Annotated in this window: 11 protein-coding genes; all 11 read left to right on the top strand. The window is 41.3% G+C overall.

Annotated features, from left to right (window positions below; all coding sequences use genetic code 11):
- The 11 genes from miaB to G608_RS0102480 all read left to right on the top strand — a co-directional run bounded on the left by miaB (position 1) and on the right by G608_RS0102480 (position 15,543).
- Complete coding sequence (gene miaB / locus G608_RS0102530) at positions 1-1,443, top strand: tRNA (N6-isopentenyl adenosine(37)-C2)-methylthiotransferase MiaB (protein WP_026494697.1); 1,443 nt, start codon at positions 1-3, stop codon at positions 1,441-1,443.
- Between the two features lie 53 nt (positions 1,444-1,496).
- A complete protein-coding gene (mutS, locus tag G608_RS0102525) occupies positions 1,497-4,139 on the top strand; it encodes a DNA mismatch repair protein MutS (protein ID WP_026494696.1) in 2,643 nt (880 codons plus the stop codon).
- Positions 4,140-4,175: 36 nt separating this feature from the next.
- Positions 4,176-6,110, top strand: a complete 1,935-nt coding sequence (mutL, locus tag G608_RS0102520) for a DNA mismatch repair endonuclease MutL (protein WP_026494695.1) — start codon at positions 4,176-4,178, stop codon at positions 6,108-6,110.
- Positions 6,111-6,113: 3 nt separating this feature from the next.
- Positions 6,114-7,079 (top strand): tRNA (adenosine(37)-N6)-dimethylallyltransferase MiaA, encoded by a 966-nt coding sequence (gene miaA, locus G608_RS0102515; protein WP_026494694.1) that lies wholly within the window; start codon positions 6,114-6,116, stop codon positions 7,077-7,079.
- A complete protein-coding gene (locus G608_RS0102510) occupies positions 7,076-8,350 on the top strand; it encodes a methionine gamma-lyase family protein (RefSeq protein ID WP_026494693.1) in 1,275 nt (424 codons plus the stop codon). Before miaA ends, G608_RS0102510 begins: the two co-directional genes overlap by 4 nt.
- 87 nt (positions 8,351-8,437) lie before the next feature.
- Positions 8,438-9,154 (top strand): RadC family protein, encoded by a 717-nt coding sequence (radC, locus tag G608_RS0102505; protein ID WP_026494692.1) that lies wholly within the window; start codon positions 8,438-8,440, stop codon positions 9,152-9,154.
- 19 nt (positions 9,155-9,173) lie between these two features.
- Positions 9,174-10,181: a rod shape-determining protein gene (mreB, locus tag G608_RS0102500; protein ID WP_026494691.1), complete on the top strand. Its 1,008-nt coding sequence runs from the start codon at positions 9,174-9,176 to the stop codon at positions 10,179-10,181.
- Positions 10,182-11,048: a rod shape-determining protein MreC gene (mreC, locus tag G608_RS0102495; RefSeq protein ID WP_081677256.1), complete on the top strand. Its 867-nt coding sequence runs from the start codon at positions 10,182-10,184 to the stop codon at positions 11,046-11,048. It begins immediately after the preceding gene.
- Positions 11,048-11,566: a rod shape-determining protein MreD gene (gene mreD / locus G608_RS0102490; protein WP_026494689.1), complete on the top strand. Its 519-nt coding sequence runs from the start codon at positions 11,048-11,050 to the stop codon at positions 11,564-11,566. The genes mreC and mreD overlap by 1 nt, the downstream gene beginning before the upstream one ends.
- A complete protein-coding gene (locus G608_RS0102485) occupies positions 11,559-14,417 on the top strand; it encodes a penicillin-binding transpeptidase domain-containing protein (protein ID WP_026494688.1) in 2,859 nt (952 codons plus the stop codon). The genes mreD and G608_RS0102485 overlap by 8 nt, the downstream gene beginning before the upstream one ends.
- Positions 14,407-15,543, top strand: coding sequence for an FtsW/RodA/SpoVE family cell cycle protein (locus G608_RS0102480; protein WP_026494687.1), 1,137 nt, complete (start codon positions 14,407-14,409; stop codon positions 15,541-15,543). Before G608_RS0102485 ends, G608_RS0102480 begins: the two co-directional genes overlap by 11 nt.
- The last annotated feature ends 3 nt before the right edge of the window (positions 15,544-15,546 follow it).

The following is a 15,546-nucleotide window of genomic DNA, read 5'->3' as shown; positions in this document are numbered from 1 at the left end:
ATGAGTGAAAAAGTATTACACAGCAATATTACCGAAAATGCAGGAGAAGAAACAAAAAGACAGTTTTCCTTCATGGAAAAGGCTCAGGGTTATGTAGAAGAACTTGAGAAGGAACTTGGCAGAAAGCCTACAGCCTGCGTTGTGACATTTGGTTGTCAGATGAATGCCAGAGATTCAGAGAAGCTTATCGGGATCCTTACAAAAATCGGATACGAGCAGACTGAGTCCGAGGATGCTGATTTTGTCATCTACAATACCTGTACTGTCAGAGATAATGCTGATCAGAGAGTATTTGGAAGACTTGGTTTTGTATCGGGTATAAAAAAGAAAAAGCCCTGGATGAAGATTGCTCTTTGCGGCTGCATGATGCAGGAGCAGGGTGCCATAGAAAAGATTCAGAAGAGTTATCGTCATGTGGACCTTATTTTCGGAACACATAATATCTTTAAGTTTGCAGAGCTTATCTGCACTATGTTTGAATCTGACAGAATGATTATTGATATCTGGAAGGATACGGACCAGATCGTTGAGGATCTTCCTATTGTCAGAAAGTATCCCTTCAAGTCAGGCATCAATATTATGTTTGGCTGCAACAACTTCTGCACCTATTGTATCGTTCCTTACGTAAGAGGACGCGAGAGATCAAGAAATCCTAAGGATATCATCCGAGAGATCGAGTATCTTGCAAAAGACGGCGTTAAGGAAATTATGCTGCTTGGACAGAACGTTAATTCCTACGGAAGAGGTCTTCCTGATGAGGATAAGATGAGCTTTGCGGAGCTTTTGAATGAGGTCTGCAAGGTTGATGGCATCGAGCGTGTCAGATTTATGACCTCACATCCTAAGGACCTTTCTGATGATCTTATCAAGGTAATTGCTGAAAATGAGAAGGTTGCAAGACATATTCATCTTCCATTGCAGTCAGGTTCTGATGAGATTTTGAACAAGATGAACAGACGCTATACAAAGGAAAGCTACCTTGCTTTGGTTGATAAGATTAAGGAACAGATTCCCGATGTATCACTTACAACAGATATCATTGTGGGATTCCCCGGTGAAACCGACAGCGATGTTGATGAGACCATCGATGTTGTAAGAAAAGCTGAATTTGATAATGCTTTCACCTTTATTTATTCAAAGAGAACGGGCACACCTGCTGCCGCCATGGAACAGGTTCCTGAGTCTGTAAGTAAGCCTAACTTTGACAGACTTCTTAAGGTTGTTCAGGAAACAGCCAAAAAGCGTGCATCAAGATTTACAGGTCAGACCCACAGGGTGCTGGTTGAAGAAGTAAATGAACAGGATTCTTCACTTGTAACAGGCAGAATGTCCAATAATACTTTGGTTCATTTCCCTGCTGACAAGTCACTTATCGGTGAATTTGTGGATGTTAAGCTTGATGAGTGCCACGGCTTTTACTACATGGGCACTTTAATAAAATAATGCGGATATGGAGATAAACTACTTTGGATATAGATTTTGAAAAACTAAGCCCCATGATGCAAAACTACATAAAGACCAAGGAAGACTACAAGGATTGCATTCTATTTTACAGGCTTGGTGACTTCTATGAGATGTTCTTCGATGATGCGAAGGTTGTGTCCAAGGAGCTTGAGCTTACACTGACAGGTAAGGCCTGCGGACTTGAAGAGAGGGCTCCAATGTGCGGAGTGCCTCATCACGCAGTTGATTCTTATCTGTCAAAGCTTGTGGGCAGAGGCTATAAGGTTGCTATCTGTGAGCAGCTTGAGGATCCCAAAGAAGCAAAGGGAATAGTAAAGAGGGACGTTACAAGAATTGTAACTCCCGGAACAAACCTTAATATGCAGGCGCTTGATGAGACCAGAAACAACTATCTCATGGGCGTCTTCTATGCTGATGAGAAAACAGGTATTTCTGTTGCCGATGTTACCACCGGCGATTTTTTACTTACAGAGGTTGACTCAATCAAAGAAATAATCGATGAGATCAACAAGTTCCAACCCTCTGAGCTTATCTGTAATGATGCGTTTTTGGTAAGCGGAATTGATATAGATAATATCAGAGACAGGGCCGGCGTTGTGGTAAATCCTTTGGATCCAAGATATTTTGATGAGGATACCAATAAGCAGGCTCTTCTTAAGCATTTTAAGGTATCATCACTGGCCGGTCTTGGAATAATTGACTTCCCCAGCGGAGTTCTGGCTGCCGGTGCTGTGATTAAATATCTGACAGAGCTTCAGAAGGATGGATTATCAAATATCATTCACATCTATCCCTATCTGACAAATAAGTATATGCTTCTTGATTCCTCTACCAGAAGGAATTTAGAGCTTATCGAGACCCTTCGTGATAAGCAGAAAAAGGGAACCCTTCTCTGGGTTCTTGATAAAACCAAAACTGCCATGGGTGCAAGAACCCTTCGCAGCTTTATTGAGCAGCCTCTTATCGAAGTATCGGATATCCTAAAGAGACAGTCAGCTGTTGAAGCCCTTGTAAAGAACACCATAGCAAGAGATGAGCTGAGAGAGTACCTTGGACCTATCTATGATATGGAACGTCTCATGGCTAAGATCAACTATCACACAGCTAGTCCAAGAGATCTTCTGGCCTTTAGAAATTCTGTAAAAATGCTTCCTGCTATAAAGATAGTTTTGGAGGATTTAAAGGATATCGTATCTCTTGATGAGGTGAACTCTCAGATAGATGCACTTTCCGATATTTTTGAGCTCATTGATAAGGCAATTATTGAGGAGCCTCCGCTTGCAATTAAGGACGGCGGAATCATAAAGGATGGATTTGATCCTGATATTGATCACTTCAGAGATGCCAGCACAAAGGGCAAACAGTGGTTATCCGATCTTGAAGCAAAGGAACGCGAAAAGACGGATATCAAGACCATCAGAATTAAGTACAGCAATGTATTTGGATATTCCTTTGAGGTAACAAATTCCTTCAAGGACAAGGTGCCGGACTACTTTATCAGAAAGCAGACTCTTACAAACTGTGAGAGATATACCACACCTGAGCTGAAAGAGCTTGAGGATACCATACTTAATGCTCAGGATAAGCTCAATAATCTTGAATATGAGATGTTCTGCAAAATCAGGGATTCAATATCCTTAGAGATTGAGAGAATACAGAGAACAGCCAAGAACATAGCACTTCTTGACGTATATTGTTCTCTTGCTTACGTGGCTGAGAAGAATCACTACGTAAAGCCTTCATTAAATGATAAGAGTGTCCTGAAAATCCAGGGAGGAAGACATCCTGTTATAGAGCAGATGCTGGACAGAACGGATATGTTTATATCCAATGACACCTTCCTTGATGATAAAAAGCATGCCGTTGCTATTATCACAGGTCCAAACATGGCAGGTAAATCAACCTTTATGAGGCAGACAGCACTTATCGTGCTGATGGCACAGATTGGAAGCTATGTTCCTGCAGATTCAGCAAACATCGGCGTTGTAGACAGGATATTTACAAGAGTAGGTGCATCCGACGACCTTGGAAGCGGACAGAGTACCTTCATGGTTGAGATGAATGAGGTTGCGAACATTTTACGTAATGCCACATCAAAATCACTTCTTATCCTTGATGAGATTGGAAGAGGAACCTCAACCTATGATGGTCTTTCGATAGCATGGGCTGTAATTGAGCACATAAGTAACAGAAAGCTTCTTGGTGCTAGAACACTTTTTGCAACTCACTATCATGAGCTCACAGAGCTCGAAGGTAAAATCGATAACGTCAACAACTACTGCATAGCGGTTAAGGAAAAGGGAGACGATATTGTTTTCCTTCACAAGATTATAAAGGGCGGTGCCGACAAGAGCTACGGTATTCAGGTAGCAAGGCTTGCCGGTATTCCGGACATGGTAATAGACAGAGCAAAGGCCATAGCCGAGGAGCTTACGGATAACGATATCACTGAGAAAATACAGGGGATTGAGGTTAATCATAAGAGTGACAGGAAAAATACTGTAAAACACTACGATCAGGTCGACCTCTCTCAGATGAGCCTCTTTGACACAGTCAAGGATGAGGACGTTATCAAGGAGCTTCAGGAGATTGATATTTCAAATCTCACGCCTATGGATGCGCTCAATACCTTATACAAGTTACAAAATCAGCTCAATAACAGATGGAAGCTGTAATTACTTTGTAGGGCATTTGCCTGGGAGGAGAAATGGATGGCGAAGATACAGGAGCTTGATCCAAATACTATAGATCAGATTGCTGCCGGCGAAGTGGTGGAAAGACCCTTAAGCGTAATAAAGGAGCTTGTTGAAAATGCCATTGATTCCGGAGCTACTTCGATTACGGTTGAGATACATGACGGCGGAACTACAATGCTGAGAGTTACCGATAACGGATGCGGCATCGAGAAGTCTGAAATCAGAAATGCTTTTAAGAGACATGCCACAAGTAAGCTTATGAGTATTGAGGATCTGTACGTGCTTAAATCTCTTGGCTTTAGAGGTGAAGCTTTATCGAGTATTTCGGCTGTATCCAAGGTTGAACTTATTACTAAAACAGCTGATGAGCTTGTCGGTACGCGATATGTAATAAACGGCGGCGTTGAAGAAGAGGTGGAGGATATCGGAGCTCCCACGGGAACGACGATCATTGTCAGAGAGCTTTTTTACAACACACCAGCAAGGAAAAAGTTTTTAAAAACTCCTCAGACTGAAGGCTCTTACGTAGGCGATCTGATGGAGCACCTTGCTCTTGATAATCCTTCAATATCCTTCCATTACATAAACAATAAGGATGACAGATTTACGACTTCCGGTAATGGGGATTTAAAGGAGCTTATTTACAGAATATACGGAAGAGATATCTCCATGTGCCTTGTGCCTATACAGGTTCACGAGGATGGATATACTATTGAGGGCTATCTTGGTGAGCCTTCTCTTAACAGATCAAACAGAAACTTTGAAATCTACTTTGTTAATGGCAGATATGTTAAGGATAAAATAGTATCCAAGGCTCTTGAAGAGGGCTATAAGGAATATCTGATGCAGCACAAGTTCCCGTTCTGCGTGGTGCATATAACCATGAACACCGCTGATGTGGACGTAAATGTTCATCCCTCAAAAATGGAGATAAGATTCGCCAATCAGGCTGCGGTATATGAATTCATCAGAAGGAATGTAGCAAGAACTCTCCATAATCATGAGATGATTCCGGAAGTTCTTCGCGATGAAAAGGAAGAGGCAAAAGCTGCACCAAAGCCTGTTGTAGCGCCTGCTCCTGAAAAGAAGATTCCGGAGCCCTTCGAAAACAGCAGACTTACAGAGGACAAAAAGCTGCAGGAAAGCGAGCCTGTTTTTGCAGAAGGAATCTCACCTGCACCTGTGATTATTGAGGATAATATGAAGTCTCCTGTATGGACCAGAGTATTTGGGGACCATACACCACCAAAATCAGGGGATGAAAAAGCCCAGGGACCAATCATCAAAAATTCCGATGCGGTTATCGTTGAGAAGGGCATACAGCTTGATCTATTTGATGAAAAGGTAATTTCTAAAAAGAACAGAAATGACATCGAGATTCTTGGACAGATTTTCGATACTTACTGGATCGCTGTCTTTAAGGATAAGATGTTCATTGTGGATCAGCATGCTGCCCACGAGAAGGTTAACTATGAGCGAATGATCAAGCGCTATGAAGAGAAAAACACAGCTTCACAGCTCATTAATCCGCCTATAATAGTTACGCTCACATCCAAGGAGATTGATGTTTTCCATAAATATCATTCAGCCTTCGAAAAGCTCGGCTTTAATATTGAACCCTTTGGCGGTAATGACTATGCCATAAGAGAAGTACCTGTTGATCTCTATGGTTGTGAGAACGAAAAGGAAATGTTCATCAGCGTTCTCGATGAAATTTCAAATGATACAAATCTTGACAGAAAGCCCGATATCATAAATTATAAGATAGCCAGTATGGCATGTAAGGCTTCTGTAAAAGGAAATATGAAGATGTCCAGAGTAGAGATGGAAGAGCTTCTTGATGAGCTTATGACTCTGGATAACCCTTATAACTGCCCCCATGGCAGACCTACAATAATCTCTATGAGCAAGTACGAAATAGAGAAGAAATTTAAACGAATTGTTGACTGAGATATGGATAAAGAAAAGCTGATAATTCTCACAGGACCAACAGCTGTTGGCAAAACAAAGATATCAATAGGACTTGCAAAACGAATCGGCGGAGAGATAATCTCTGCCGATTCCATGCAGGTCTATAAAGGTATGGATATAGGAACGGACAAGATAAAACCTGAAAAAATGCAGGGTGTTCCCCATCACATGATTGATATCCTTGAGCCTTCAGAAGATTTCAATGCCTTTGAATTCAAGAGACGGGCAAAGGAAATCATTAAGGATATAATTTCAAGGGGGAAGATACCGATTTTAGTTGGCGGAACCGGTTTTTATATTCAGTCTGTTCTTTATGATGTTGATTTTGAAGTTCCGGAAAGCAGCGAAGAGTCTTCGGCCTACAGGCAGGAGCTTGAGGCTATAGCAAAGACTCCGGAGGGAGTACACAGGCTTTATGAGGAGCTTTGCAAGGTGGATCCCGAATATACGCAGGATCTTCATGAGAACAATGTGAAAAGAGTCATAAGAGCACTGTGCTTTTATAAGGACACCGGAGAAAGGATGTCTGAGCACAACAAGCAGCAACGGGAAAATGAGTCACCCTATGATTTTTTCTATTTTGTGCTTACTGATGACAGGGACGTTCTCTATGACAGAATAGAGAAGCGAATAGATATGATGATGGAAGAAGGCCTTGTGGACGAAGTCCGTGACATAATGGCGCAGAATATCAGCAGGGATGCCACGTCAATGCAAGCCCTTGGTTACAGAGAGATGCTTTCATATTTGAATGGTGAGTTGAGTCTTGAGGAAGCCACTGACCTGCTGAAAAAGAATACCAGGCATTTTGCCAAGAGGCAGCTGACCTGGTTCAGAAGAGAAAAAACCGTAACCTTTATAGATAAAAAGGAATACGGAAGAGATGACGATTTAGTGCTTGATGCTATCGTCGATATGATTAAGGATAGATGGAGTAATTTAGAATGAAAAAAATGTATGAGAGCATGGGAATAAGCTCTGAGGTTTATGACTACTGTGATAAAATCTGGAATTCATTGGAGCCCAGATTTGCAAAAATTAGAGAGGTTTCAGAATTTAATCAGGCCAAGGTTCTTAAAGCAATGCAGGACTGCAAGGTATCCGAGGCTTGTCTTCTTGGAACCACCGGCTATGGCTACAATGATATGGGAAGAGATAAGCTTGAGGAGGTTTATGCTGCAATTTTCCATACGGAGGATGCACTGGTAAGACCCCAGATTACTTGCGGAACACATGCTCTTGCACTGGCACTTATGAGTAACCTTCGCCCGGGAGATGAGCTTTTATCTCCTGTAGGAAAGCCCTACGATACTCTGGAAGAGGTAATCGGGATTAGACCCTCTAAGGGTTCCCTGGCAGAGTATGGCGTTACCTATTCTCAGGTTGACCTGCTGCCTGATGGCGGTTTTGACTATGAAAACATAGAAAAAGCCATTAACGAAAGAACAAAGCTTGTAACAATCCAGAGAAGTAAGGGGTATCAGACAAGACCTACACTTTCAGTCGAGATGATTGGCGAGCTGATTGCATTTATCAAGAGTAAAAAAAGCGATGTTATCTGCATGGTAGATAACTGCTACGGTGAATTTGTGGAAACCATAGAGCCCACCGATGTCGGTGCTGATATGGTTGTCGGATCTCTTATCAAGAATCCAGGTGGCGGACTTGCTCCCATTGGCGGATATATCGCAGGTAAAAAGGAATGTATCGAAAACGCAGCTTACAGACTTACATCTCCCGGACTTGGTAAAGAGGTTGGCGCTTCACTTGGAATACTTCCGCAGTTTTATCAGGGACTTTTCCTTGCACCTAATGTTACGGCAAATGCCCTTATGGGTGCCATTTTTGCGGCTAATATATATGAATCATTGGGATTTTCAGTACTTCCCAACAGCACAGAGGATCGCTTTGATATAATTCAGGCCATTACCTTTGGGAAGCCCGAGCTTTTGATTGCGTTTTGTGAGGGAATTCAGGCAGCTGCTCCCGTTGATTCTTATGTATCACCTGAACCCTGGGATATGCCGGGATATGATTCACAGGTAATTATGGCTGCAGGTGCCTTCGTATCAGGAAGTTCAATCGAGCTTTCGGCAGATGGCCCTTTGAGAGAGCCCTATTCTGTATATTTTCAGGGAGGACTTACATGGCAGCATGTCAAATACGGCATAATGAAGACACTTGCTGTTATGCACGAGAAAAACCTCGTAAAATTGTGATTCTATTTAATAGAAAATATGCTATAATTTTTTGAGGTCTGATTTCATTTAAGTATTATTTGCCCGGAGAAGCAGAATGGTACTGGTATGGAACAGATAAAAACTAAAAACAGATTAATGGAGAATGAGTCATTTAAGGAGACACTTCCTTATGAGAGATTCCAAAGATTAGGCGCTGAGGCTCTTACAGATGCGGAGCTTTTGGCGATAATTTTGCGAACAGGAACAGGGACTCTGACACCTACACAGATGGGAGCTCTTCTTTTGAAAAAAGGAGAGAAGTATTCCCGGGGACTTTCAGGTTTACACTACTTATCTCTTGATGAGATCAAGTCGGTGCCCGGAATCGGAGATGTTAAGGCAGTAAAGATAAAATGTATTGCCGAGCTTTCAAATCGCATGGCAAAATGCAGATGCCTTGAGGCTTTAACCTTTAAATCACCCTCTATGATTGCGGATTATTATATGGAGTCTCTGTGTCACAAGGATAAGGAATATGTAGTTGCCGCTTATTTTAACCATCAGATGTCATTTATCGGAGACGAGGTGATTTCTGTGGGAACCGTGAAGTCGGCTAATATATCTCCCAGAGAGATATTTATCGCTGCTCTTGATAAAAAGGCAGTGTATATCGTTCTTCTACATAATCATCCTGCAGGTGATCCTACTCCCAGCTATGCCGATGACACGATGACCGAGCAGATCCGTATATCCGGCGAAATGCTTGATATTCGCTTAAAGGATCATATTATTATCGGAGATCATCGCTATTACAGTTATTTAGAACAACATTTATTAGAATAATTTTTAGGAGGCTTAAATTTTGGGTAACAATACTTTCGGAATTGATCTTGGTACCAGCAATATCAAAATTTATAACAAGGCAACAGATTCTATCACTGTTGAGAAGAATCTTATTGCTGTAGAGAATAAGACATCACTTCTTGCATACGGTAATTCAGCTTACGATATGTATGAGAAGGCACCCAGCAACATTAAGATTTCATATCCTCTCAGCAATGGTGTTATCGCTGATATCGAGCATATGAAAAATCTTGTAAAGCTTTTCATTACTGACGAAATGAAGGGCGCTCTTAAGCCTTTGGATTTCTATATAGCAGTTCCCAAGGATGTTACAGAGGTTGAAAGAAGAGCTTTCCACGACCTCATCAGAGAGTCAGGCGTTAAGGCAAAGAAAATCATGATGGTTAAAAAGCCTGTTGCCGACGGTCTTGGTATGGGTGTTGATGTTATGAATTCTCAGGGTGTTCTCGTTGTAAACGTTGGATATGATACAACAGAGATTTCCATCCTTTCACTTAAGGGTATCGTTATCAGTAAGCTTATCAAGGTTGGCGGTAAGAAATTTGATGATGCCATCAGAGGCGTTATTCGTAAGGAGTTTTCACTTCTTATCGGTGAGAAGACTGCAGAGAACATCAAGATGTCTCTTAAGGACCTTGAGAAGGCAGGAAAGGATGCAGTTGTTTACGGAAGAGATATCGTAACTGGTCTTCCTGTTGAGCGTTCAATTCCCACAGATCTTATTGATCAGTCACTTATCGAGTACTTTGATCAGATTCTTGATAACATCAAGGCTACTCTTGAGCGTACTCCTCCGGAACTTGCTGCTGATATCTACAAGCATGGTTTATATCTGACAGGTGGTGCATCACAGGTTTGCCATCTGGCACAGAGACTTTCAAACGGTGTAGGTCTTAACGTAAACCTTGCCGAGAACCCTATCGGTTCAGTAGCACTTGGACTATCTAAGATTATTAAGGACGATCAGTATAAGAATCTCGCATATTCGGTTGAAGAGGATGTATAAATGAGTCCTGTCATTAAAAGAGGGGGAGATAAATTTACACTTCCAAGTAAATATCTCCTCTTTATTTTAACAATTTTATGTACCGGTCTTATTGCCATCACCTTTAATACAAGCGTTTTCAACGGTTCTGTCAATTCTGTTGCCGCAACCTTTGTTGTTCCCATGCAGAAGGGCATTACTACCGTTAGCACTTATATCAAGGGCGTATCTGATAACCTTGCCAGTATTAAGGCGCTCCAGGACGAGAATGCTGCCCTTAGGCAAAAGGTTGATGATCTGACCAACGAGAATACGGGACTTGAACAGGATAAGTATGAGCTTACGAAGCTTCGTGAGCTGTATAGTCTTGATAATCAGTATTCTGACTATAAAAAGATCGGTGCGAGAATTATCGCCAAGGATGCAGGTAACTGGTACCATTCCTTTGTTATCGACAAGGGAACGGATAGCGGAGTTGTTGTTGATATGAATGTAATTGCAGGCGGAGGTCTTGTCGGAAGAATTACCGATGCAGGTCCTGACTGGGCAAAGGTTCAGACAATCATAGCCGATAACTCATCTGTTAGTGCAACGGTTTTATCTGCTTCAGAAAATCTGATAGCAACAGGCGATCTCGAATTATACAACGAGGGACAGATAGCTTTTTCAAAGCTTGTGGATGAGGCTGATAAGGTTACTGTAGGTGACAAGGTTGTTACCTCAAATATCAGTGATAAGTATCTTCCCGGAATTTTAATCGGTTATATATCAACAATAGAAGAGGACTCCAACAATCTTACAAAATCAGGAAGAATTACTCCTGTAGTTGATTTTGAATATATGGATGAAGTCCTTGTTATTATGCAGTTAAAGAAGACCGGAGAATAATGAGACGATTTATTTTTACGTTTTTTTCTATAATAATCAGTTTCATACTGCAGACCACGCTGTTTCGATACATCGATTTCGGCGGGATCGTACCTAACCTGCTAATGATTCTTACTTCCTCCTACGCTTTTATGCGAGGCGATAAGAGTGGTATGATGGTAGGTTTTTTTTGCGGTATTCTTGTGGATATTTTCTTTGGCTCATATCTGGGCTTTTATGCGCTCATCTTTATGTATATTGGATTTGTCATAGGCAAGTTCAATAAGATTTTCTATCCTGAGCATATTCTGTTGCCGCTGCTTCTTATCGTGGCATCAGATTTCATTTATGGATTTATATGCTATGTTCTGCTTTTCATGTTCAGAAATAAATTTGACTTAAACTACTACATGATGCATGTCATCATTCCGGAGGTTGTATATACCTCACTTGTGGCTATTTTTATATATCCTGTGCTAAACAGAATGAATACCCGCATTGAGGATTATGAACAGAGGAGTGCTAAGAAATTTGTTTAGTAAAATAAAAGAAGTCGTAATAAATTTCATAACGTCAAGGCTTGTCATAGTTGCTGCGCTTCTTATCCTCGCTGCTTCAGGACTGGTGTACAGACTTTTTTATCTTCAGATCATCAATGGTGAGCGATACCTTGATACCTTCCAACTGAAAATCATGAAGGAGAAATCCATTGCAGCTACACGAGGAAATATCTATGACAGGAATGGTAAGCTTCTTGCGTATAATGAGCTTTCAAATTCCGTAACCATCGAGGATGTTTTTGAATCAGGCTCAGGAAAGAATAAGGCTCTTAACGAGACTGTAGAGAAGGTTATTGATATTGTAGAGAAAAACGGTGATGTAGTTGATACTGATTTCAATATTTCACTTAATGCATCCAATGACTTTGAGTTTGCAATAGAAGGAAATTCGCTTCTTCGCTTTCTTGCAGATGTATACGGTCGTTCTTCGGTAAATGATCTTAAATACGAGGAGAGAACAAAGACCGCGCAGGAGGTTGTGGATGATCTTTGCGAGAAGTTTTCAATCGGAGGATTATCAGACCCCAACAATAAAAAGAGCTTTGTGCCGGGACTAGGTTATTCCAAGGACAGGCTTTTAAAGGTGCTTACTGTCAGATATAAGATGAGCTCTAACAGCTATCAGAAGTACCTTGATACAACCATTGCAACAAGTGTCTGTGAAAAGACAGTTGCAGATATAATGGAGAATTCCGATACTCTCGAAGGTATCTCAATCGAAGAGGATACTGCGAGGGTTTATGTTGATGCTCCTTATTTTTCTCAGATAATCGGATATACCGGAAAGATTTCCGATACAGAGCTTGAAGAACTTCAAAAGACCAATCCGAATTACAGATCAAATGATACTGTCGGAAAATCCGGAATTGAGCAGTCAATGGAATCTGTTCTTCAGGGAACCAAAGGAAGTGAAACAGTTTACGTTGATAATACAGGTAAGGTTATTGAGACCAGCAGCTATATTGATTCAAAGGCAGGAAATGATGTTTATCTTACAATCGATAAGGATCTCCAGGAGGCCTGCTACAACATTATAGAGCAGTCACTGGCAGGAATTCTTATTTCAAAAATTCAAAATATCAAGTCCTTTACACTGGGTGAAAACCAGAAGGCCAGCGATATCATCATTCCAATTTATGATGTTTATTTTGCACTTTTTGATAATCATGTAATTGATCTTAAACACATGGCTTCCGATGATGCCGGAGACAATGAGAAGGCTGTACAGGCAAGATTCCTTGAGAAAAAGGAAAGCGTAAGAAACACTCTTAGAACTGAGCTTCTTGAGACTCACACTCCTTATGAGCAGCTTACAAGGGAAAATCAGGTCTATATGAGTTATATAGCATCAAAGCTTTATTCTAACGGTATTATCAAATCCGATAAGGTTGATAAGGAAGATGCTACATATATAGCCTGGACGAAGGATGAGACAATATCTCTCTCGGAATACATCAGATATTGTATTGCATCTAACTGGATTGATGTGAGCACTCTTGATCTTGAGAGCAGATATGTGGATTCCGATGAGATTTTCAATACAATAGTTGATTATGTATTTAAGGATCTCGATGAAGATGATGAATTTAATAAAAAGTTCTACAAGTACATGCTTGCTGATGATATTATCAGTGGGACTACCGTATGCAATATGCTTCTTGAGCAGGGGGCAGTAGAGCTTTCGGAGGAAGAGCATTCACTTTGGATATCCGGTGCTGAGTCTGCATATACATTTATGATAAACCGTATATCCAATCTGGACATTACTCCCGCTCAGCTCGCACTTGATCCCTGCACAGGATCAATGGTTATTACCGATGTAAACAACGGTGATGTACTTGCCCTGGTATCATATCCCGGATATGACAACAATAAGATGGCTAACGGTGTAGATGCAGCTTATTATGCAAAGCTCCGTAGTGACCAGTCGGCGCCTCTTCTTAACTATGCGACCATGCAAAGAACCGCGCCGGGATCTACCTACAAGATGGTTTCCTCAACGGCAGGATTATTGGAAGGCGTAATCGATCCTTCTGAAACAATAACCTGTACAGGTGTTTTTGATAAGCTGGATCAGGCAGCGCACTGCTGGATATATCCAAGTGCCCACGGTTCCCTTAATGTTACGGGAGGAATAAGAAATTCCTGTAACGCATTTTTCTTTGAAGTAGGTTACAGGCTTGGTCTTGTAAACGGAACCTATTATCCTGATACGGGTCTTAAAAAGCTTGCAAAATATGCTGATATGTACGGCCTTTCAGAAACTACCGGAATTGAAATAACGGAGTCAGAGCCTATTGTTTCTGACATGGACGCCGTTCGTTCAGCTATCGGTCAGGGCACAAACTCATATACAACGATCGGTCTTGCAAGATATGTGACAGCTGTAGCTAACAGCGGTACCTGTTATAATCTGACTCTTGTTAAGAAAACCTCTGATTCTGACGGAAATCTTCTTGAGGAAAATGGTGCCACTGTAAGAAATCATATAGATATGGATACTTCCTATTGGAACGCTATACATCAGGGCATGAGACAGGTGGTTGAGGATAAATCCTATTATGATGATGTAGCTGTTCACGTTGCAGGTAAGACAGGTACAGCCGAGGAGTCGAAAAAGAGAGCAAACCATGCGCTTTTTGTATGCTATGCTCCCTACGAGAGTCCCCAGATTGCCATAGCTACCAGAATAGCTTTTGGTTATACATCAAGTTATGCGGCACAGATAACCAAAGAGGCAATTCAGTATTACTTCGGACTTTCTGAGAATGATGAGATTGTAAGCGGCACAGCTAATGAATTACAAGGCGGTGAAGCAAATGCGGACTGAGACATTTTGGGAAAAAATAAAAAGTTATAGAATACTGGACTATGATTTTAAACTGGTATTGATGGTTGTGGGTCTTACGATAGTTGGACTTATGGCTATAGGAAGTGCGGACCCCGGCGGAAAAAGTAAGCAGATAATTGGTATGGTCATCGGTCTTATGATGATGATCTTTATATCAATTTTGGATTACTCATTTATAAGTAAGTTTTATATTGTTTTCTACGCTTTGAACATCCTTTTGCTGGCACTGGTATTTACGGGATTGAGTAATTCCGTAAACGGTGCGACCCGTTGGATAACCGTTGCGGGAGTGCAGTTTCAGCCTTCAGAAGCCTCGAAAATCTTATTGATTTTATTTTTTTCACAGTTCATAATGAGACATAAGGACAAGGTTAAAACCTTTCACTTTGTCATATTTTGTCTTTTACTTATGGCGCCGCCACTTCTTATGGTATATAAGCAGCCGGATTTGTCTACGACAATCATGCTTACTGTAATAATTGGTACTATCATGTTTGTGGCCGGTATCAACTGGAAGCTTGTGATCACGGTGGTTGCAGTGGTTGTTCCAAGTGCGATTTTTGTTGTACTGGATGCGCTATCTGATAAATGTATCATTTTGAAGGAATATCAGCAAAGACGTATTCTGGCATGGCTTCATCCTGAGGATTATGCCAACAGTGATGCATATCAGACGCTTAACTCTATGATGGCCATAGGCTCGGGACAGCTTCTGGGTAAGGGTTATAATACAAATGAGATCAGCTCTGTTCTTAATGGTGGTTTCATTTCGGAATCAAGAACGGACTTTATTTTTACGGTTGTAGGCGAGGAGTTTGGTTTTATCGGCGCCTGCATCGTAGTTGCATTGATTCTTCTCATTGCAATTGAATGCTTTGCTGTTGCCGGCAGAGCAAAGGATTTAAACGGAATGTTGATCGCGGCCGGAATGGGTGCGTGGATTGGATTTCAGGGATTTCTTAATATAGGCGTTGTAACGGGAGTAATGCCTAATACCGGAATTCCGCTTCCGTTTGTCAGTTCGGGACTTACATCCCTGGTAGTGTGTTATGCAGGTATGGGATTTGTTTTGAACGTCAGACTTCAAGGGAAAAAATACTATTAAGTT

Source organism: Butyrivibrio sp. WCD3002 (assembly GCF_000424265.1).
Lineage (GTDB): Bacteria > Bacillota > Clostridia > Lachnospirales > Lachnospiraceae > Butyrivibrio.
This window is presented reverse-complemented; position numbering and strand designations above follow the sequence as displayed.